The following is an 18,002-nucleotide window of genomic DNA, read 5'->3' on the forward strand; positions in this document are numbered from 1 at the left end:
TAAGAAGAATTGGGGTGGGAATTGTTAGAATGGGAAGGATTGGAAGAAGAATTAGAATGGGAAGAATTAGGATTAATGGTTAGGGTTAGGGAGGGATTGAGATTCATGGTTGTTCCTTTAAAAGATTGTTGTTATTTGTTAAGGTAAGCTAAGATTTGAAGTATAGCAAAATATCATTAAGCTTTAAATATTATCTAATGAAGAATAGGGAAAACTTTGATGGGACAATGGTTGAGTTAGTGATTCTATCTGCATTGTTATTCCTACATTGTTATTCACAATCCTTACAATACTTCTTTACAATGCGTTCCACTTCGGCTTGGTAGTCGGGAGAATCGTAGACAAGAATACATTGATAAAATAATAAATGTGGGGCAAATGAGCTATTATTGTCCCATATTCCATATACTTCCCTGCACTATTTCCTTATCAATAAAGTTTTTTATGTCTGCTAGTTTATTATCAATTCATGCTAGCGGCATAATGAAATATTTGTCAATCCCTGTCCATTTATTGGGAGATAAACTTTTCATCGTTTTTATTGGATTCTAATTTATTATTGGAATCTTTTATTGGCACTAGTTAGCTTTTGTCCTCTATTGCAATCCATTCTTTTGCGTTGGGATTTCCTTGCAAGGCTAAAGGAAAGCCTTTATCGGTTAAACTTAAGTTTAATTTTTCACAAAGCACAACTTCATCGTTATTGACGCTCAATAATTTAGAAGTGCTTTCAACGCTTACAACTTTAACGCATGGGACACTTGTCCCCGCAATCGTTCTCGTGCAACCAACTATATCTGCATTCAACAAATCGTTTTTAGTGATGGCTTTAGCAGAATCCTTAATGGATAAACTTTTGCCATTATTAGACTTTAAGACAACCTGCCCATTATGAGGACATACAACAATATCATTTGTGGTGAGTGGGGTCATTGGAATCCTTCAAGAAGATTTAGTTAGATTATAGCATAAGCAAGGATTTTTACTCTTTAATTTATCCATCTCATAACCCCAAACAATATCCCATTAAAACTTTGCAATAAAAATTCTTTTGTAAAATTGCGCTTGAAGATAAGAATTTGTGCGCAACCACAAATCAATCCCCTTTGGGTTACTATCAAATGTCCGCACGAGATTCCAAAAATCCCGCTGATGATGTGGATAGCGCAAATGCGCCAACTCATGAATAATCACAGAATCTATACAAAAATGTGGCATCAATGCCAAACGCAAACTAAAGCGAATAGATTGGTCTTTTGACTTGCAACAACCCAACTGACGATAGCTTTTGCCATATTCTATACGACTAGGAAAAAGCTGCATTGCTTGGGAGATTTCTCCCATACGCGATTCCACATAAGATTCCAAAGCCCTCTGATAAAGACAAATCAAAACAGATTGCCCCTTAAGCTTGGAGTTTAAATCAACATTTTGCGCTCTTTTTTGCGAATCCTCTTGATTATCCTCTTGCATTAAAATTCGCCAAAACTCTCGTATAGATGTGATTAAATCGTCTTTTTCTGTTATTTTTAGCCTTTTCCTCAAACGCAATTCCAACTTTTTGTCTATCAGAGATAGAATCGTATCCCATACCACCCACTCCCCAAAAAGATAAAACTTATCGCAAACTAGCGGAATCTTTGCTTTTAAGGATTCCTTAAAGCGTTCTAAAATCCATTGTAAGTTTGTATTTAAAAATCGTTCGCATTCTTTCTTTGTCGCATATTTTGGGACATTAACAATCAAGCAAGAATCGCAATCCACACGCATTTTCAAATGTCTAAAATTTCTTTTTTGGACAATTTTTACTGCAAGATTTGGAGGGAAATTTTCGGGAAGTTTTAACCTCTGAAACATTGAATTCTCTTGTGAGATTCCACGCGTTTATGCCTAAAGAGGCACAAAGCGATTATTAGCAGGAGTTAAGATTTCAATATTATATTGCACTTGATTTTCTTTAATTCTCTCTTTGAAATACCGCTTCGCACTCGGCACACTTTTGCGGTAAAAATATTCAATCCCATAAGCCGTAGCATAGTTAATCCAATCGTATTCCAAATCCACATCTAAAAGCCTCGCTTGTTCTACAAAAAGACTATCAAGCGGAGAAATAGAATTGGCAATATACATATTTTTTCTATCGCGCTCTTGCGTAATGGAAAGCAAACTTTGATTATAGTTAATCTGCGTGGAAAAAACCCCATCAGGACGAATGCTATTGTAGGTTAGTTGCGAAAGGATAATGCTAGAATTTGTAATGGGCGTGTTCAAAAAGATTCTTGTCCCTTGCAAAACGCCTTTTAAAGCCTTAATTTCTTTCTGAAGTGTCGCGCCTTGCTTGATGCTAAAGCTTTTGGAATATTTTAAGTTTTCATTAGCGGCTTGTGTGTATTGCTGCATTTGCGCCCCAATATTTCCAGAATCATAAAAGCTTGTCGCGCTCACATAAGGGTGAATCTCGGATAGCTTTTGAATCTGTGCTTCATAGCTGATTCCACCAAAGATGAGATTAGAATCCTTGTGAATATTGGTTTGGATTTGGGATTTATGCACACTTGGGATAAAAATCGCCACATCAGAATGAATTGCTTGAAGATTGTTCACGCCCTCTTGCGTTAAAATCGCGATAATTTGGCGATGACCTTTAGAGTAAATCTTATCCAATGTGCCTTGCAAACTCTCTTGTGATTCATCTCCAGAATCAAAAACTTCAAAGTTAAAACTTCCCTTTTGCGCTAGAAGATAGCTTAAAATCGTATTAGTCGTCGTGCTAGAATAGCGTCCGATTGTCTTGCGCGGAAACAAAAGTGCAACATTGAAAAACGGCTTTTGCAACCCCGCATAATAAGGAATCTCTGCAATTTCAAGTTGAGCTAAAAGATTGTTTAGTTGCTCCAATAACTCCTTGTTTTGATTTTTTTCGTCAATATTTGCAATAAACGAAAAAATTTGCTCCTCTTCTAGCAAACTTTTAAGGCAATTACTATTACATTTTTGCGATTCTATATTTAAAACTTCAATATTTGGAATCGGCAAAGGCGAGAGATATTTACCACTCGCATTAGCAAAAGGCGGCATTACCAACACACTAACCATCAATGCAATCCACAGATTTTGTAGGTATTTTTTAAGATTTCTTTTTATCATTCTTTAATCCTTGCTTTAATCCTTAAAAAGTGATTCTTTGAGCGTCAAAAACTCTTTATGCGCCTGTATTTTTAGCTCGGGCTTTCTAAGAAGTTGATTGAGGTTGAAAGTCGGAAAAAGCTTTAGATGATTCCATTCTAGTATCTTTCCCTGCACATTTTCATAGCAACTTCCATCTTGCGTGAGATAAAAATACGCTTCCGCACCCAATAAAACAATCACTTTGCTTTGTGCAAATTCAATTTGTTTCAAAAAGTAACCCATACACGATTCCACACAATTTTTTTGTGCGGCTTGTGGAATCTCACATTTCAAAAGCGAGAGAATCGACACATTTTGCACATTCAGCCCAAACACGCGTTCAATGATATTTTTTAGCATTTGCGCACCTTTAGAGGCAAAGCGCATTTGAGAATCCAATATCGGCAAAAGTGAGAGGAAAACGAGCTGCGAATTTTGATTGCACAATCCCGCACTTGCTAGGGAAGATTTTTGCGCACATAGCTTACAAGATTCTATTAAGCTTTTTAAATTTTGCGAATTTGGGCTTTGGAATCCCTTTTGCATAGGAGCTAAAAACTGCGGATTGCAATATTCAAATCCACAAGATTGCAACAAATAGAGCCTTTTGAGCAATAAGGCTTGTAGCAGAGGCTGCGATGAAGTTTGGGTTTGTTGAAAGGTTTGCAAAGAATCACCAAAATTTAGAAAATAAACCACATTATAAAATAAAAAGTTTAAAGAATAAATTAGAATTTAATTTTTTCTAAGGCTTTAGCTTGGATTTTGCATTCTTTTGATGATGCAAAGAGATTCTACATTTGAAAATCAAGGAAGCCAAAACCTTTTAAGATTCCTTGCAATCGCCAATTTTAATCTTCTGCAAAACCCTACACACCATTTTAACACCGCAAATCAAGCACAAATCTTTGAGCCACCACGCGCTAACGCAATCGCACGAGATTCCGCCACTATTTAGCACTTTGGATAATATAAGCCTTAAGGATTGTTTGTTCTTTTAGTGGCTTATCTTGCGAGTTTGTCGGCGTGTATTCTATTTTGCGCAAAGTCTTAAAGCTTTCTTCTTTTGCCTCTTCACTGATTTCTCCAAAAATCGTATGCTTGCCATTGAGATGTGGTGTGCGTGTGGTGGTGATGAAAAATTGGCTACCATTGGTATTTTCTCCCGAATTTGCCATTGCCAAAATCCCCGCTCTATCAAAAGCATATCCCTTAGCGATTTCATCTTCAAAATCTTTCCCCCAAATAGATTCTCCCCTGCTTCCTGTGCCGCTAGGATCTCCGCCTTGAATCATAAACCTACGAATCACACGATGAAAAATCGTGCCATTATAATAACCCTCGTTAATATGTGTTACGAAATTTTCCACCGCCTTAGGAGCGACTTTAGGAAACAAATCCAAAGTGATTTTACCCGAAGTTGTTTCTAAGACTGCCTGAATCCTTTGGGATTCCGCGCCTTTTGCTTCCAAAGCAGAATCCTTTAATTGCGATTCTTGAATGGTCGCTTCGGCTTGATTTGTTTGCGCTAAAGAAAGGTTGACATTTGGGAATTGTGTATCTTGTCCTTGCGCATTAGCTAGGATTCCTAAAGCCAACACCCCAAACAAACCTTTAAGAAAAAAGTGAATTAACGCTTTCATCTTTGTTAATCCTTTTAATCACTTCTGCAAACAAAGGCGCGACGCTTAAAATTTTGATTTTATCATTTATCTGTTTTAAAGGAATCGTATCCGTTACAATCACTTCGTCAATCTCGCTTGTTGCGATTCTCTCATAAGCAGGTCCACTAAAAACCGCGTGTGTGCCTAATGCAGTTACACTTGTCGCACCTTTTTGTTTAAACGCACTCGCCGCCTTTACCATCGTCCCTGCAGTATCAATCATATCATCAATCATAATCACATCTTTGCCCTCTACGCTTCCGATGATATTCATCACTTCACTTTCGTTTGCCTTTTCGCGTCGCTTATCAACAATCACAATATCCAGCCCCAAAAGCTTAGCAAAATACCTAGCTCTTGCCACTCCCCCAATATCCGGACTTGCTACGATAGGATTCTTAAAATTTTTGGCAATAATATGCTCTTTAAACACAATAGAACCATAAAGATTATCCACAGGAATATCAAAGAATCCCTGAATTTGTCCTGCGTGTAAATCCATTGCTACAAGGCGTGTAATACCCGCCCTCTGCAACAAATCCGCAACAAGTTTTGCACTAATTGGGACGCGTGGAGCGGCTTTGCGGTCTTGCCTAGCATAACCAAAATAAGGCATAATCACATTGATAGATTTTGCAGAACTACGCTTAAGCGCGTCTGTCATAATGAGCAATTCCATTAAATTATCATTTGCAGGCGCACAAGTGGATTGAATCACAAACACATCTTTGCCACGCACACTTTCACAAATGCGGATTCCAATCTCTCCATCACTAAAACGCGTCAATTCCGCTTTGGATAATTCTACGCCCAATTCTTTTGCAACACACTCCGAAAACTTCGTATGCGCAGAACCTGTAAAAATCTTATAGTCTTGCATAAAGCCGCCTTAAAATGAAAATTTTTAAAACAAGCATTCTACACTAGAAAGTTAAAATTTCTGCTTTTTTGGCTCGGGTTTTTGAAATTTTTGCTAAAATGCGCCCATTAAAACTTTAGGAATCGCGCGTGAAATATCAAAACCAAAATTACAAAGGCATTGTAGAAATTTTGCAAAACAGCAGTTGCGAAGAAATAGAATCTTTTGTCAGCTCACGATTCCATCAAAACCTTGCGTTTTTCAAAACCGACTATCCCAATCTCTTTGAATCCCTGCAACAACCCGCCAAAGAATACCAACTCTATATCGGCAAAGAGGGAGTGAATATTTTAAATTTCGCCCAAAATAGCTTTCTTTTCCCAATCATTAAGGGAAAATCCACCATGCTAGAAGTGCATCAAAATTGCGCTTACAATCCCCCGATTAACGAAAGGTGGAATCGCATTTATGGCACACGCGCGGAGATGATGAGTGAGGAGTTTCCTTATAGTAGTATTTTAGTCAATGGAATCCTAGAATTTGCCGCAGACAATGGGGGCGTGAGTGCCTATCATTTGCCCAATGATTTTTTGCCAAGCTTGAATCTTTTTGGTTTAGGTGGCGGGATTTTCTTGCAGATTTTAGCAGAGAATTATTCAAAATTTCAAAACTTTTTTATTTTTGAAGAATCTTTTGACCTCTTTAGAATCGCGTGTTTCTTTGTAGATTTCGCCCTACTCTTTAGCAAAACCGAACACAGAGCGGGTTATATTTTTCTAGAAAGTATGATGAAGCGGGATTATATCAACCATTTCTTTTTAACGCGCAAAATCAGCACTTCTATCGTTCGTTTTGAATTAATGATGTATCAAACACCGATGAACCAAAGTGCGCGTGGAATCGTATTTGAAACCCATTCGCAAACTTTGCGCGGTTGGGGAACTTACGAAGATGAAATGCGCGGAATCCTCAACAAACTAAACTTTCCTCTCAATCCAATCTTGATTGAACCCAAACGCATCAATGCGCCCATTTGCGTGATTGCCAATGGTCCAAGCCTTGATTTTTTACTTCCTTTTATTAAGGAAAATCAAAAAAATATGATTCTTTTTAGTTGTGGGACAGCCCTAAAACCGCTTCTTAATGCAGGAATCACGCCGGATTTTCAGATTGAAATTGAACGACACGATTATTTAGATGAAGTGCTAAGAGAAGCACCATTAGGAGAGATTCCATTGCTTTGTGCCACCGTGCTTGACAAAAAAGCAAAGAATCTTGCCAAGGAAATTTATCTATTTGAACGCGATGGTTCTAGTGCGGCAGATTTAAACGCTCCAAAATTCAAAGTGCGCTTCTCTGCCCCACTAATTGGCAATGCAGGGGCTGCACTCGCAAGTTATTTGGGTAGTGATGTGATTTTGTGTGGTTTGGATTGTGGATACAAAAAAGGCGCAAAAAAACACGCACAAAATTCCTATTATGGTGAGGAAGAAGCAGAGATTCCAACAGATGCGTATCCTGTTGCAGGAAATTTCAGCAATGATATTTATTCAGACGCGCTTTATTCTCTCTCACGCACGGCTTTAGAAGAAGCCTTTAGGGCATTGAAACCCTTTCATATCCTCAATCTTAATGACGGAGCGAAAATCGCAGGAGCGCAAGGGGTGCATTACCAAGATTTTGAACTCAAAAACATTGACAAAGCACAAGAAATTAGGAATCTCAAATCTCTTTTTAAAAACCCAAAAAACGAGAATTTCTACACTAAAGACACGCAAAAATATTTTTTTGAAATTCCCGCTTTTCAAAATAAAATTTACGATAGCTTCAAAGTAAAGGTAGAATCCAAAAAAGAACTTTTTATTGTATTAGACCAAATCTTTGAAATTATTTCCAAAGAAGGGCAAAAGAATCCCTTTATCGGGATTCTATTTAGCGGGACTTTAAGCCATTTTCTTTATGCGATTGCGTTAGCGAGTTTGCATTTACCACACGATTCTATGCAGAATCTTTGGCAAAAGGCTCAAACACTCTATGTAGAGGCAATGGAAGCTATGGTAAATCATTTAAGAGAAGTGCTTTTATCAAAAGTGGAACACTAGTTGCTTTAGAGTTTTTATCTCAAATGTCAAAAAGGATTGAAATGACAAGAAAAACATCAATTTCATTAGTTTTAGCGGGAACGCTTTTAGCAAGTAGTTTATTTGCGGCACAGCAAATTGATTCTGCATCAAGCAGTGAAACCCTTAGCCCAATCGGAAAAGCGGGCAACCAAGTCGTAGCAAGTGCAAACCAAAGCCCTTATGCAAGCTCACATGGACGCAATTCCAATTCTCCAGCAGGTTTGCAAGGCATTGAAGTGGGTGGCGATGATATTGTGATTCCAAACGCACCAATTATCACACCTTCAAGCATTATTGAAATCAGCGCAATCGGTATGGGTGTCGCACCAGAATCCACACTCTCTCCAGCACAGGCTTTAGCCCTAGCAAAACGCGCGGCAATTGTAGATGCTTACCGACAAATCGGTGAGAAAATGTATGGAATCCGCGTCAATGCACAAGACACCGTGCGTGATATGGTGCTTAAAAACTCAACCGTGAAAACAAAAGTATTAGCGGTGATTCGTAATGCAGAAATCGTAGAAACCGTTTATAAAGACGGACTTTGCCAAGTGAGTATGGAACTTAAACTTGATGGAAAAAGATGGTATCGTATCTTAACAGGCGAACAATTCTAAAAACGCTAATCCTCCCTTGTTTGGCTCTATTTGTATGCTTTGGGTGTGCTAAAACGCCCCAAAACATACAAAACTCTACTTCTAAAACAATCTTTTTCTCCACAAAAGATTTTAGATTCTATGATTTAGGATTTGTGAAAACCTACCCCAATCACACAACTTTAGAGATTTTTAATGCAGGAGTTTTATTGCTCCAATTAGAATGCTTTAAAAACAAAATTTGCCTGAATCAAAATTGTTATTCCAAAGATTCCTTTATGCGACGATTGTTTGGCAATGATGATTTTAATGATTTGGATTTTAATGCTGTTTTATTGGGGAAAGAAATCTTTTTTGGGCAAAACAAACAAACAAAGACTGATGGATTTATCCAAAACATCACGCGAGGAAATTCTACTTTGCATTACCAAACTCAAAGCGATTCTATTGTTTTGCGCCTCCAAAATGCAGAATCCCAAACAAAATTCGCACTAGAAATTAGTGCGATTCCTTGAAAGCCACCTATGCTTATCTATCAACCCAAAAAGGGCTACTGCTACAATAGCGACACATTATTTTTGTATGATTTTACACTTCCTTTTTTAAGAAAGCGTTATCATCTCTTAGAAGTAGGCGCAGGGTGTGGAATCTTAGGAATGTTGTGTAAGCGGGATTGCGCTTGTGCGCTAAGTCTAATTGAAAAGAATCCCAAAATGGCAGAACTTTGTGCGCAAAACTTGCGCGTCAATCAAATCCAAGCCAATCTTATTTGTGCGGATTTTTTAGAATACGACTTTTACGATTCTGATATTTTCAAAACCCCAAATACTCCTTGCATACAAACAAGCCAACAAGATTCCAAATCTCAAGTTTCATTTGATATGATTATTAGCAATCCGCCCTTTTATCACGATGGCGTGATTAAATCTCAAAATGCAGAACTTTTTGGTGCGCGTTATGTACATAATCTTCCTTTTGAACCCTTTGTGCGCAAAGTCAATTCCCTGCTTACGTCTGAGGGTGAATTTATTTTTTGTTATGACGCAAAAGCAATTTTTGAAATTTTTAATGTGTTACAAACTTACAAAATCCGCCCGATTTGTTTGCGTTTTGTATATCCAAAGGTAGATAAAAGCGCAACTTTGGTATTGTGTCGTTCCAAAAAAAATTCCAAAAGTCAATGCAAGATTCTACCTCCGCTTTTGACGCATATTGGCTTGGATTTTACAGAAGAGGTGCTTGAAATTTACAAACGCGCACAAACTTGGAGTATCAAATGCTAGAAGATTCTAATTTCTCATTTCACTTTGATTCTAGCAAATGCGCGGAATGCGGGGGCAAATGTTGCACAGGCGAAGAGGGATATATTTTCGTAACGCCCAAAGAAATTCAAGGAATCGCGGAATTTTTGGGAGTAGATTTTGATGCGTTTTGTCGCCAATTCGTCAAAAAAGTCGGCTATCGCTATTCTTTACGCGAAATCCTAGAAGACAATGGCGCATATTCTTGCGTGTTTTTCAAAGAGAACAAATGCCAAATCTACCCAAAGCGTCCTGCGCAATGCGTTAAATTCCCATTTTGGGATTGTTACAAAGAGGATTATGAAAACTTATTAAAGGAATGTATCGGTGTGGTCAAAAAATAAATTTTTTATAAGCTTTAGCCTTGCAATTTTGTTGTTTATCGGGCTTGTTGGTTGTTTTAGAAATGACTTTAATTTTTCTTTTGCAGATTCAAACCCTGCAGAAAACCAAGAGGATATTTATATTATGCAGGGCTATGCGGCAGCGGATAATCAAGACTTGCAAACCGCAAAAGAATCCTTTGCAAAAGCCTATGCGATTCGCCCGGATAAAAGTTATCTCAAAGAAATCATTGGGATTCTGGTCGCACAACAAGACTTTGAAAATGCTAAAAAACAAGCCTACGAATATCTAGCAAAATATCCAAAAGACGAAGAAATCCGTGCGGCACTCGTTGGAATCCTCACAAGCACAAAGGACTTTGACACCGCACTTAAAGAAGCAAAGATTCTGATTGCCCAAAACAAAAGTGCGCAAAACTACGAAACTCTAGCTTCAGTGTATTTTCTGCGCGAAGACTTTATCCAATCCGCCCAAATCCTAAGTCAAGCCTATGCGCTAAGTCAAGATGAAATGATACTTGATAGATTAGGTGCGATTTATTTGCTGTTTTTAAAGCAACCCCAAAAAACCATTACGCTTTATGAAACCCACCTCAAAACTCATCAGGATTCCAAACTCATTGGCGAAAAACTTGCTATTATCTACACAGAATCTAAACGATACTTAGACGCCGCGCGTGTCTATGCCAAGCTTTATGAATCACTTGGCGAACAAAATTATGCAAAACTCGCATTGGAATTTTATTTCAGACTAAAACGCTTGGATTTAGCCAAAGCGTTTTTACTAAAGAATCCCAAAATTGATTCGCGTGATGAGATTTTGCTGGAAGTCTATCGTTTGCAAAAAGACTATCAAAACAGCCTCAAACAAGCGGAATTTCTCTATCAAAACACGCAGGACTTAAACTATCTAGCCTTTGCTGCAATGATGCGCTATGAGAAATTACAATCCTTTCCTAAGGCAGAGTTGACAAAGATTGAAAAGGATTTAAAACAAGTCGCGCAAACCTTAGAAGACGCGTTGTATTGGAATTATTTGGGTTATTTGATGATTGAACACGATTTTAAGGATTCTGCGCGGATTAATGAGGGAATGCAATATGTGCAATTTGCACTAGATAAAGAACCCCAAAACATTTATTATTTGGATTCTTTGGCGTGGGGATACTACAAACTCAAAAACTGCACACAAGCAAAAGAGATTATGGAGCAGATTCCAACCGAAGAAATAGAAAAAGAATCCGAGATTCTAGGACATTACAAAAGCATCACACAATGCTACCAACAACCAAAGGAGCAAAAATGAATCTCTTAGTTACCGGCGCATCTTCTGGATTTGGACGCGCGATTGCTAAAGAATTTGGGAGTAAAGGACACAAAGTCATCGCCATTGCAAGACGCAAAGAACACTTGGAATCCCTGCAATCAGAGATTCCGCATTGCACAATTGTGCCCTGTGATATTTGCGATAAAGTCGCCTTAAAAAATGCAATAGAATCTCTGCCAAAGGATTTTAAAGAAATTGATGTGCTTGTCCATAATGCAGGACTCGCGCTTGGAATCTCTAGCGCACAGAATTGCGATTTTGACGATTGGGAAAGAATGATTGAAACCAACATCAAGGCTTTAACCTACCTCACGCACTTGATTTTGCCCCAAATGGTGGAACGCAAAAGTGGGCATATCATCACGATAGGCTCTATTGCTGGACGCTACCCTTATCCTGGCGGTAATGTTTATGGCGCAAGTAAGGCTTTTGTGCGGCAATTTGTTTTAGGACTTCGCTCGGATTTAAGTGGCACAAATGTGCGCGTTAGCGATATTGAACCCGGACTTGCAGAGGGAAGCGAGTTTTCACTCGTGCGATTCAAAGGCGACAAGCAAAAAGCAGACGCACTCTACAAAGGCGCAAATGCCCTCACACCGCAAGACATCGCACAAGCGGTTTATTGGGTTGCGACACTACCGCCCCATATCAATATCAACACCCTAGAAATGATGCCAACAAGCCAAAGTTTCTCCGCATTGAATGTGCATAGGGAATCTTAGACTTCCATTAACACTATCCTTATAGGATTCCTATTGTCCTTGCTGTGCTATTATGTCATTGCGAGATTCTGCGATAGCAGGATACGGCAATCTATAACCTTAACAACCAACAAACTATGGAATCTTTTGGCGAGATTTTAGGGTGTGGATTGCCGCGTTCGCTTTGCTTGCTCGCAATAACGACAGGCAAGATTCCATCGTAAAATTTAATTAAAATCAAAACGCTTTTTTCACAAAGAAAAACTTCAACCCTCTCTGCTTTCTTTTTCATAAGGGAGAGCCTACGCGAAAACATTATAAAATTAACGCCAAACAGACAAAGGCTACCTTTGTCTGTTTTGCGCTTATGGTTTTAGATTATCAGAGCCAAGTAGGCGTCATTGCGAGAATTGCAACTCAATTCGTAGCAATCCATCATTTAAATAAAAGGGGATTCCTGCTTTATCATTGCGAAGTCTTTGCAAGGATTCAAAAGGTTTTATGACAACACGCGTTTTGTCAGCAATCCCGCCTCATAGAGGAAAATAGAACCCTCATAAGGAATATTTTTCAGCGCATCCTTTTTGGCATAGCTCAAATACAAAACCTCTTTCGCTCGTGTAACTGCCACATAAAACAACCTCCGCTCCTCTTCCAAACTTCCGCCTTGATTCATTAACTTTTTATTTGGAAATCTTCCCTCCATTAAATCCACAATATACACTTCGGCAAACTCCAAGCCCTTACTCGCGTGGATACTAAGCAAATTCACGCCCTCTCCCTCACTCATTTCGCTAGAACCCAATACCATCGCATTTAAAAATCTTCCAAGATCATTATAATGACTTGCCAAGTCTTTTAAAAGCAAGACTTTGCGTTGTATTCTCTCTAGCGATTCTATGCGCCTTTCCTCACTGATATTTCCCTCTTTGGTAATAGACCGCTCCCGCGCGAGTTTATGCGCGACGATTTGAAAAATCGGCAAAGAGCTTAGCTTTGAAATTAAATAATAAGGCTTATCATTTGCACTAAAAGAACTAAAAAACACATAGAGTGCGTTGAGAAACTCCACTCCCTCTTTGGTAAGCTTTGGGTGCGTTAGAATCGGGTTTTCTTTGAGATTCTTCTCCAAATCCATTGCGACAAAGCGCGCAGGACTGCTAAACTCTACCCAATCATCAAAAAGACCAAGTTGCGTATTTTGCGCTTTTTTCTTAAAGGGTTCTTTGATGGATTTATCAGGGTGCAGCAAACCTTGTATTGGATTATGATGCCCAAGCAACAACAAAGCCTCATAAATATCTTTTGCCAAAGCATTTCCGATTCCTTTTGCGTAGCTTAACACATGGATAAACGACATCATATCTTTAGCATTAAAAATCAAAGAGCAGAGATTAAGCATATACACCACTTCTTTGGCGTCAAAAAAGCTCACACTTCCTTTGCGTTTGGACGGAATCCCAATCTCTCGCAAAGCCGCTTCAATGCCATCAGCACTAGAGTTGTTGCGAAAAATCACCGCCACATCGCCAAAAGGACGATTGGATAGCTTGATTTTGTTTGCGATTCCACAATATTGCAAAAACAATTCCTCATAAACCAGCAAAGTAGGCGTCCCAAAGTTTTGCGTCTTAATAACTTCTAGTTTTTTGGGATAAATGCGAGGATTCTTTTCAATCACGCGATTTGCAAGATTCAAAATCGGTTCTGTGGAACGATAATTTTTCGTCAAACTAAAGATTCTGCCCTCTTTGTATCTTTCCTTGAAACTCCCTATAATGCTAATATCTGCGCCATTAAAAGCATAAATGCTCTGGTCGTAATCCCCTACACAAAAGATAGAGGGGGGATTGAGTGCTTGGAGGATAGAATCCTGCAAGGGATTCGTATCTTGATATTCATCTACCAAAACTTCTTTATAAGGGGATTCTAGTTTTTCAATCGCGCTCTTATAGTTTAGCAATAAATCATTATAATCCACATAATGGTATTCTTGCTTGAGTACCTTAAACTCTTCCCAAACATCTAGGTAAATCTCTGCATATTGTAACTGTTCGGAATTTTTTTTCTCCAACCAAACTTGGAAATCTTCGCAAATGGTCGCATTAAAATAAAGAGAAAATAAATCATACAAGTAGTTTGCCCCATAAGGTTGGACGCTAGAAGCATTAAGAAAAATGCGTTTATCATAGAGACTTTTAAACAAAACTTTAAGCTCTTTGGGCTGTTTTAAAACGACAGATTCTTTAGCTTTCAAATACCGATATGCCACCGCGTGAAAAGTCCCCGCTTCAATTTGTTGCACGATTTTACTATCAAACTTCATCGCGAGGCGTGTGAGCATTTCTTGTGCCGCTTTGTTTGTGAAAGTTAGCAACAAAATTTCATTTGGAGTGATTCCATTATGCAGTAAATATGAGATTCTCCCTACAATCGTAGAGGTTTTTCCTGTCCCAGCAGAAGCAATGATGAGATTATGCCCAAAAGGAGCTTGTGAAGCTTCCCTTTGTTGGGCATTGAGGTTTGAGAGTGGCAATCCACTTATGCTTTAATGTGGTTTTTAATAGATTCTGCCACACCAAAGTTTGGATAGTCTTTCGCGTTCAAGACGACTTGCGCTAAGGTTTTATTGTCGTCATTTAAAATAATAGGTGCGAGGAAATTGATAAGGATTTCGGATTCTTTATCGCGCACAAACACACAAAATACTTTCACATTGGAGTTTGCTTTAATATCTAACAAAGTTTGAATCGCAGCAGGCACTTCAAAGGAATATTCGCGCACTTTATAGGGGTTGATAAGCAACAATTCTACATCTTGTCCTTGCAAAGACAAAAAGGCTAATGCGCCATCATCTACTTCTGCAAACTCTACTTCATGCACATTATCAAATCCTAAAATTGGGGATTTTACTTGGAATTTTTCACTTTTCATAACGACTCCTAAAAATAAAAGATTAAGCATTTTACCATAATTTTTGATACTAAAATCCATTTTCACGCATTTTTCAAGCAAGAAAATAAAGAAATTTAAATTTTTTGGTAAAATTCTAAATTCAAAATCAGTAGTTAGCAAAAACCATTCCAAATTTGATTTTATGTCTTTTGCTACTCTTTAGAAAGGCTTTTATGCAAAACAATTCAACACAAAATCCACAAAGACAAACCCCGCAAGAAAAAGCGGAAAAAGCACCCAATACTTATAATCCAAAAGAAATTGAAGAGAGTTATTATAGGTTTTGGGAAGAAGCGGGTTATTTTGAAGTCAATGGCAATCAAAAAATCCAAAAAGAGAATAAGCGATTCTGCATTATGTTACCTCCGCCAAATGTTACAGGAAGCCTACATATCGGACACGCGCTAAATCATACTCTAATTGATACTATCGTGCGCTATAAGCGAATGGACGGCTACAAAACGCTTTGGCAACCCGGACTTGACCACGCAGGAATCGCAACACAAAATGTTGTGGAAAAGCAACTTTTAGCACAAGGAATCAAAAAAGAAGAATTAGGACGCGAAAAATTCGTCCAAAAAGTATGGGAATGGAAAGAAAAAAGCGGCGGAATGATTCTCAATCAAATGCGCAAACTCGGAAGCTCTCCTGCTTGGAGTAGAACGCGTTTCACAATGGATAATGGATTGCAAAACGCAGTCAAAGAAGCCTTTGTTAGACTCTACAATGAAGGACTTATTATTCAAGGGGAATATTTGGTGAATTGGTGCACTCACGATGGCGCACTCTCTGATGTGGAAGTAGAATATAAAGAAAACAATGGCAAACTCTATTATTTGCGCTATTTCTTTAAGGATTCTAAAGATTATATTGTCGTAGCTACCACGCGCCCGGAGACTTACTTTGGCGACACTGCGGTTATGGTAAATCCAGAAGATTCGCGTTTCTCCCATTTGATTGGCAAAAGCGTTCTTTTGCCACTTTTGGGGCGCGAGATTCCAATCATCGCGGATTCTCATGTGGATAAGGAGTTTGGAACAGGTGCGGTTAAAGTAACTCCAGCGCACGATACAAACGACTATGAGGTAGGCAAAAGGCACAACCTAGAACAGATTGTGGTTTTTGATAAATACGGAATCCTAAATGAAAATGCAGGAGAATTTTGCGGATTAGAGAGACTACAAGCGCGAGAGAAAATTGTAGAGAAGCTAGAATCTCTAGGCTTTATAGAAAAAATTGAAGATTACAAAAACAAAACAGGACATTGCTATCGTTGTGGCAATATCGTAGAACCTTACATCTCTAAACAATGGTTTTTGAAAAAAGAAGTTGCCGAAAAAGCGATTGAAAAAATCAACGCTAATGAAAGCAATTTCTTCCCTCCGCAATGGAAAAACAATTATAATGCTTGGATGCGTGAATTGCGAGATTGGTGTATCTCGCGCCAACTTTGGTGGGGACATCAGATTCCAGTGTATTATTGTGAGAGTTGTGGCGGACAATTTGCAAGCGTGGAATCCCCAAAAGCTTGTCAAAAATGTGGCAGTGAGGCAATCACCCAAGACCCCGATGTGCTAGATACTTGGTTTAGCTCCGCGCTTTGGACCTTCTCAACACTTGGATTCTTAAATGGCAAATGGGGAGAGGGCGAAGTGTGGCAAAGCAGCGATATGGAGGAGTTTTATCCCAACTCTTTATTGATTACCGGCTTTGATATTTTGTTTTTTTGGGTGGCTAGAATGCTGATGATGGGGGAACATTTCTTAGGAAAACTCCCCTACCCTGATATTTACTTACACGCGCTTGTCCGAGATGAGCAAGGCAACAAAATGAGCAAATCTAAAGGCAACATCATTGATCCTTTAGAAAAAATAGAAGAATATAGTGCTGATGTGTTGCGCTTTACTTTGGCGATTCTATGCGCTCAAGGGCGTGATGTGAAATTGGTTACTAATCAACTAGAAATTAGCAAAAACTTCACAAACAAACTTTATAACGCGTGCAATTTCCTTTTGCTTAATGCGTCAAGATTCCAAGATTTAAGTGAATTAGGAGAGCCAAAAACCGCGCTTGGCAAATACCTAGCGCAACTCTTAAGCCAAACTATCACAGAAGTGCGAGGGCATTTAGAATCCTATCGTTTTAATGATGGCGCGAGTGCGCTTTATCGCTTTTTATGGGGTGAGTTTTGCGATTGGGGGATTGAATTAAGCAAGGCTGATAAGGATTCTATTGTAGAACTTGGTGCGATTTTCAAGGAAGCTATGAAGCTTCTCCACCCTTATATGCCATTTTTAAGCGAGTATTTATGGCATAAGTTAGATGGCACGACTTTGGAGCAAAGCGGTTCAATTATGGTGCAATCCTATCCAAACTTTGGCTACCAAAATGAAGAAAATTTTGCTATTTTTACGCTGATTTTGGATTCTATTGTATCCATTAGACGCGCAAAAGCCACGATTGATTTAGCGAATCAAAAAATCGTTAAAGCTTATGTTAATGTCGTGATTCCAGAATCTATGCACAATCTTTTTATAAACTATGTTTGCAAACTCGCAAAAGTGGAATCCCTTGAAATCGTTAGAGAAAAAATACCGCATTGTATCGTGGATATTACAGAAAAATTGGAATCCTATTTGCCAACTAATGAAATAGATTTAAGCCCGATTTTGGAGCGTCTAAACAAACAAGCAGAAAAATCACAAAGAGAAATTGCCAAGCTAGAAAATATGCTAAAAAACGAAAAATTCGTGGCAAATGCCCCTAAAAATGTGCTAGAAGCAAATCAAAATGCGTTGCTAGAACAAAAGCAAAAACTTGCCAAAATCACCAAAGAACTAGAAGCACTTCGAGGATAAGCGACTTGCAATGCCTTTGTGCATTGTAGGATTCTGCATTGTATTTCAAATTGCCATTTATCATTGTGCCATTGCAAGGAATCCCCCGCTGTTATTGCGAGAAAAT

18 protein-coding genes are annotated in these 18,002 nt (G+C 38.5%); 9 read left to right on the top strand and 9 right to left on the bottom strand.

Annotated elements, in window-relative coordinates; genetic code table 11:
- Window positions 1-582 precede the first annotated feature (582 nt).
- The 4 genes from LS69_RS08005 to LS69_RS08020 all read right to left on the bottom strand — a co-directional run bounded on the left by LS69_RS08005 (window position 583) and on the right by LS69_RS08020 (window position 3,837).
- Complete coding sequence (locus LS69_RS08005; protein ID WP_138123901.1) at window positions 583-933, bottom strand: hypothetical protein; 351 nt, start codon at window positions 931-933, stop codon at window positions 583-585.
- Window positions 934-1,026: 93 nt separating this feature from the next.
- Window positions 1,027-1,857, bottom strand: coding sequence for a YgjP-like metallopeptidase domain-containing protein (locus tag LS69_RS08010; RefSeq protein ID WP_138123903.1), 831 nt, complete (start codon window positions 1,855-1,857; stop codon window positions 1,027-1,029).
- A gap of 33 nt (window positions 1,858-1,890) precedes the next feature.
- Complete coding sequence (locus tag LS69_RS08015; protein ID WP_238699268.1) at window positions 1,891-3,147, bottom strand: hypothetical protein; 1,257 nt, start codon at window positions 3,145-3,147, stop codon at window positions 1,891-1,893.
- 15 nt (window positions 3,148-3,162) lie between these two features.
- The gene (locus LS69_RS08020) at window positions 3,163-3,837 is read right to left on the bottom strand and encodes a uracil-DNA glycosylase family protein (protein ID WP_238699269.1); all 675 of its coding nucleotides are present in this window, start codon (window positions 3,835-3,837) and stop codon (window positions 3,163-3,165) included.
- Between the two features lie 109 nt (window positions 3,838-3,946).
- Here LS69_RS08020 and LS69_RS08025 point away from each other — a divergent pair, with 109 nt between their 5' ends.
- Complete coding sequence (locus LS69_RS08025) at window positions 3,947-4,126, top strand: hypothetical protein (protein ID WP_138123905.1); 180 nt, start codon at window positions 3,947-3,949, stop codon at window positions 4,124-4,126.
- On the opposite strand, the gene LS69_RS08030 is transcribed toward LS69_RS08025, so the two are convergent.
- Together LS69_RS08030 and LS69_RS08035 are read right to left on the bottom strand one after the other, a co-directional pair.
- Complete coding sequence (locus LS69_RS08030) at window positions 4,119-4,811, bottom strand: peptidylprolyl isomerase (RefSeq protein ID WP_238699270.1); 693 nt, start codon at window positions 4,809-4,811, stop codon at window positions 4,119-4,121. The two genes, LS69_RS08025 and LS69_RS08030, sit on opposite strands and share 8 nt — an antisense overlap.
- A complete protein-coding gene (locus tag LS69_RS08035) occupies window positions 4,783-5,712 on the bottom strand; it encodes a ribose-phosphate pyrophosphokinase (RefSeq protein ID WP_138123907.1) in 930 nt (309 codons plus the stop codon). The genes LS69_RS08030 and LS69_RS08035 overlap by 29 nt, the downstream gene beginning before the upstream one ends.
- Before the next feature lie 128 nt (window positions 5,713-5,840).
- On the opposite strand from LS69_RS08035, the gene LS69_RS08040 reads away from it, so the two are divergent.
- From LS69_RS08040 to LS69_RS08070, 7 genes are read left to right on the top strand one after another with little or no spacing between them, the layout of a single operon-like run.
- Entirely contained in the window at window positions 5,841-7,793 is a 1,953-nt protein-coding gene (locus LS69_RS08040) for a 6-hydroxymethylpterin diphosphokinase MptE-like protein (RefSeq protein WP_138123909.1), read from the top strand.
- A gap of 41 nt (window positions 7,794-7,834) precedes the next feature.
- A complete protein-coding gene (locus tag LS69_RS08045; RefSeq protein ID WP_138123911.1) occupies window positions 7,835-8,431 on the top strand; it encodes an LPP20 family lipoprotein in 597 nt (198 codons plus the stop codon).
- Window positions 8,398-8,925 (top strand): hypothetical protein, encoded by a 528-nt coding sequence (locus LS69_RS08050; protein ID WP_138123913.1) that lies wholly within the window; start codon window positions 8,398-8,400, stop codon window positions 8,923-8,925. The genes LS69_RS08045 and LS69_RS08050 overlap by 34 nt, the downstream gene beginning before the upstream one ends.
- A gap of 9 nt (window positions 8,926-8,934) precedes the next feature.
- Entirely contained in the window at window positions 8,935-9,693 is a 759-nt protein-coding gene (locus LS69_RS08055) for a methyltransferase (protein WP_138123915.1), read from the top strand.
- Window positions 9,687-10,055 (top strand): YkgJ family cysteine cluster protein, encoded by a 369-nt coding sequence (locus LS69_RS08060; RefSeq protein WP_138123917.1) that lies wholly within the window; start codon window positions 9,687-9,689, stop codon window positions 10,053-10,055. The genes LS69_RS08055 and LS69_RS08060 overlap by 7 nt, the downstream gene beginning before the upstream one ends.
- A complete protein-coding gene (locus LS69_RS08065) occupies window positions 10,039-11,361 on the top strand; it encodes a hypothetical protein (RefSeq protein ID WP_138123919.1) in 1,323 nt (440 codons plus the stop codon). Before LS69_RS08060 ends, LS69_RS08065 begins: the two co-directional genes overlap by 17 nt.
- Window positions 11,358-12,104, top strand: coding sequence for an SDR family oxidoreductase (locus tag LS69_RS08070; RefSeq protein WP_138123921.1), 747 nt, complete (start codon window positions 11,358-11,360; stop codon window positions 12,102-12,104). Before LS69_RS08065 ends, LS69_RS08070 begins: the two co-directional genes overlap by 4 nt.
- Before the next feature lie 91 nt (window positions 12,105-12,195).
- Here LS69_RS08070 and LS69_RS08075 read toward each other — a convergent pair whose 3' ends face one another.
- From LS69_RS08075 to fliW, 3 genes are all read right to left on the bottom strand, one after another.
- Window positions 12,196-12,375, bottom strand: coding sequence for a hypothetical protein (locus LS69_RS08075; protein WP_138123923.1), 180 nt, complete (start codon window positions 12,373-12,375; stop codon window positions 12,196-12,198).
- A gap of 207 nt (window positions 12,376-12,582) precedes the next feature.
- Window positions 12,583-14,619, bottom strand: coding sequence for an ATP-dependent helicase (locus LS69_RS08080; protein ID WP_138123925.1), 2,037 nt, complete (start codon window positions 14,617-14,619; stop codon window positions 12,583-12,585).
- Window positions 14,620-14,624: 5 nt separating this feature from the next.
- Complete coding sequence (gene fliW / locus LS69_RS08085; RefSeq protein ID WP_138123927.1) at window positions 14,625-15,017, bottom strand: flagellar assembly protein FliW; 393 nt, start codon at window positions 15,015-15,017, stop codon at window positions 14,625-14,627.
- A gap of 194 nt (window positions 15,018-15,211) precedes the next feature.
- Between fliW and LS69_RS08090 the strand changes: the two genes are divergently transcribed.
- The gene (locus LS69_RS08090; protein ID WP_138123929.1) at window positions 15,212-17,896 is read left to right on the top strand and encodes a valine--tRNA ligase; all 2,685 of its coding nucleotides are present in this window, start codon (window positions 15,212-15,214) and stop codon (window positions 17,894-17,896) included.
- Window positions 17,897-18,002: the final 106 nt, after the last annotated feature.

The sequence above is a fragment of the Helicobacter sp. MIT 05-5294 genome, from assembly GCF_000765675.1.
Classification (GTDB): Bacteria; Campylobacterota; Campylobacteria; order Campylobacterales; family Helicobacteraceae; genus Helicobacter_D.

Bases quoted from the DNA above. Each gene is read 5' to 3' on its own strand.
- LS69_RS08005 (WP_138123901.1), bottom strand. From the start codon at position 933: ATGACCCCACTCACCACAAATGATATTGTTGTATGTCCTCATAATGGG.
- LS69_RS08010 (WP_138123903.1), bottom strand. From the start codon at position 1,857: ATGTTTCAGAGGTTAAAACTTCCCGAAAATTTCCCTCCAAATCTTGCA.
- LS69_RS08015 (WP_238699268.1), bottom strand. From the start codon at position 3,147: ATGATAAAAAGAAATCTTAAAAAATACCTACAAAATCTGTGGATTGCA.
- LS69_RS08025 (WP_138123905.1), top strand. From the start codon at position 3,947: ATGATGCAAAGAGATTCTACATTTGAAAATCAAGGAAGCCAAAACCTT.
- LS69_RS08030 (WP_238699270.1), bottom strand. From the start codon at position 4,811: ATGAAAGCGTTAATTCACTTTTTTCTTAAAGGTTTGTTTGGGGTGTTG.
- LS69_RS08035 (WP_138123907.1), bottom strand. From the start codon at position 5,712: ATGCAAGACTATAAGATTTTTACAGGTTCTGCGCATACGAAGTTTTCG.
- LS69_RS08045 (WP_138123911.1), top strand. From the start codon at position 7,835: ATGACAAGAAAAACATCAATTTCATTAGTTTTAGCGGGAACGCTTTTA.
- LS69_RS08050 (WP_138123913.1), top strand. From the start codon at position 8,398: ATGGTATCGTATCTTAACAGGCGAACAATTCTAAAAACGCTAATCCTC.
- LS69_RS08055 (WP_138123915.1), top strand. From the start codon at position 8,935: ATGCTTATCTATCAACCCAAAAAGGGCTACTGCTACAATAGCGACACA.
- LS69_RS08060 (WP_138123917.1), top strand. From the start codon at position 9,687: ATGCTAGAAGATTCTAATTTCTCATTTCACTTTGATTCTAGCAAATGC.
- LS69_RS08070 (WP_138123921.1), top strand. From the start codon at position 11,358: ATGAATCTCTTAGTTACCGGCGCATCTTCTGGATTTGGACGCGCGATT.
- LS69_RS08075 (WP_138123923.1), bottom strand. From the start codon at position 12,375: ATGAAAAAGAAAGCAGAGAGGGTTGAAGTTTTTCTTTGTGAAAAAAGC.
- fliW (WP_138123927.1), bottom strand. From the start codon at position 15,017: ATGAAAAGTGAAAAATTCCAAGTAAAATCCCCAATTTTAGGATTTGAT.
- LS69_RS08090 (WP_138123929.1), top strand. From the start codon at position 15,212: ATGCAAAACAATTCAACACAAAATCCACAAAGACAAACCCCGCAAGAA.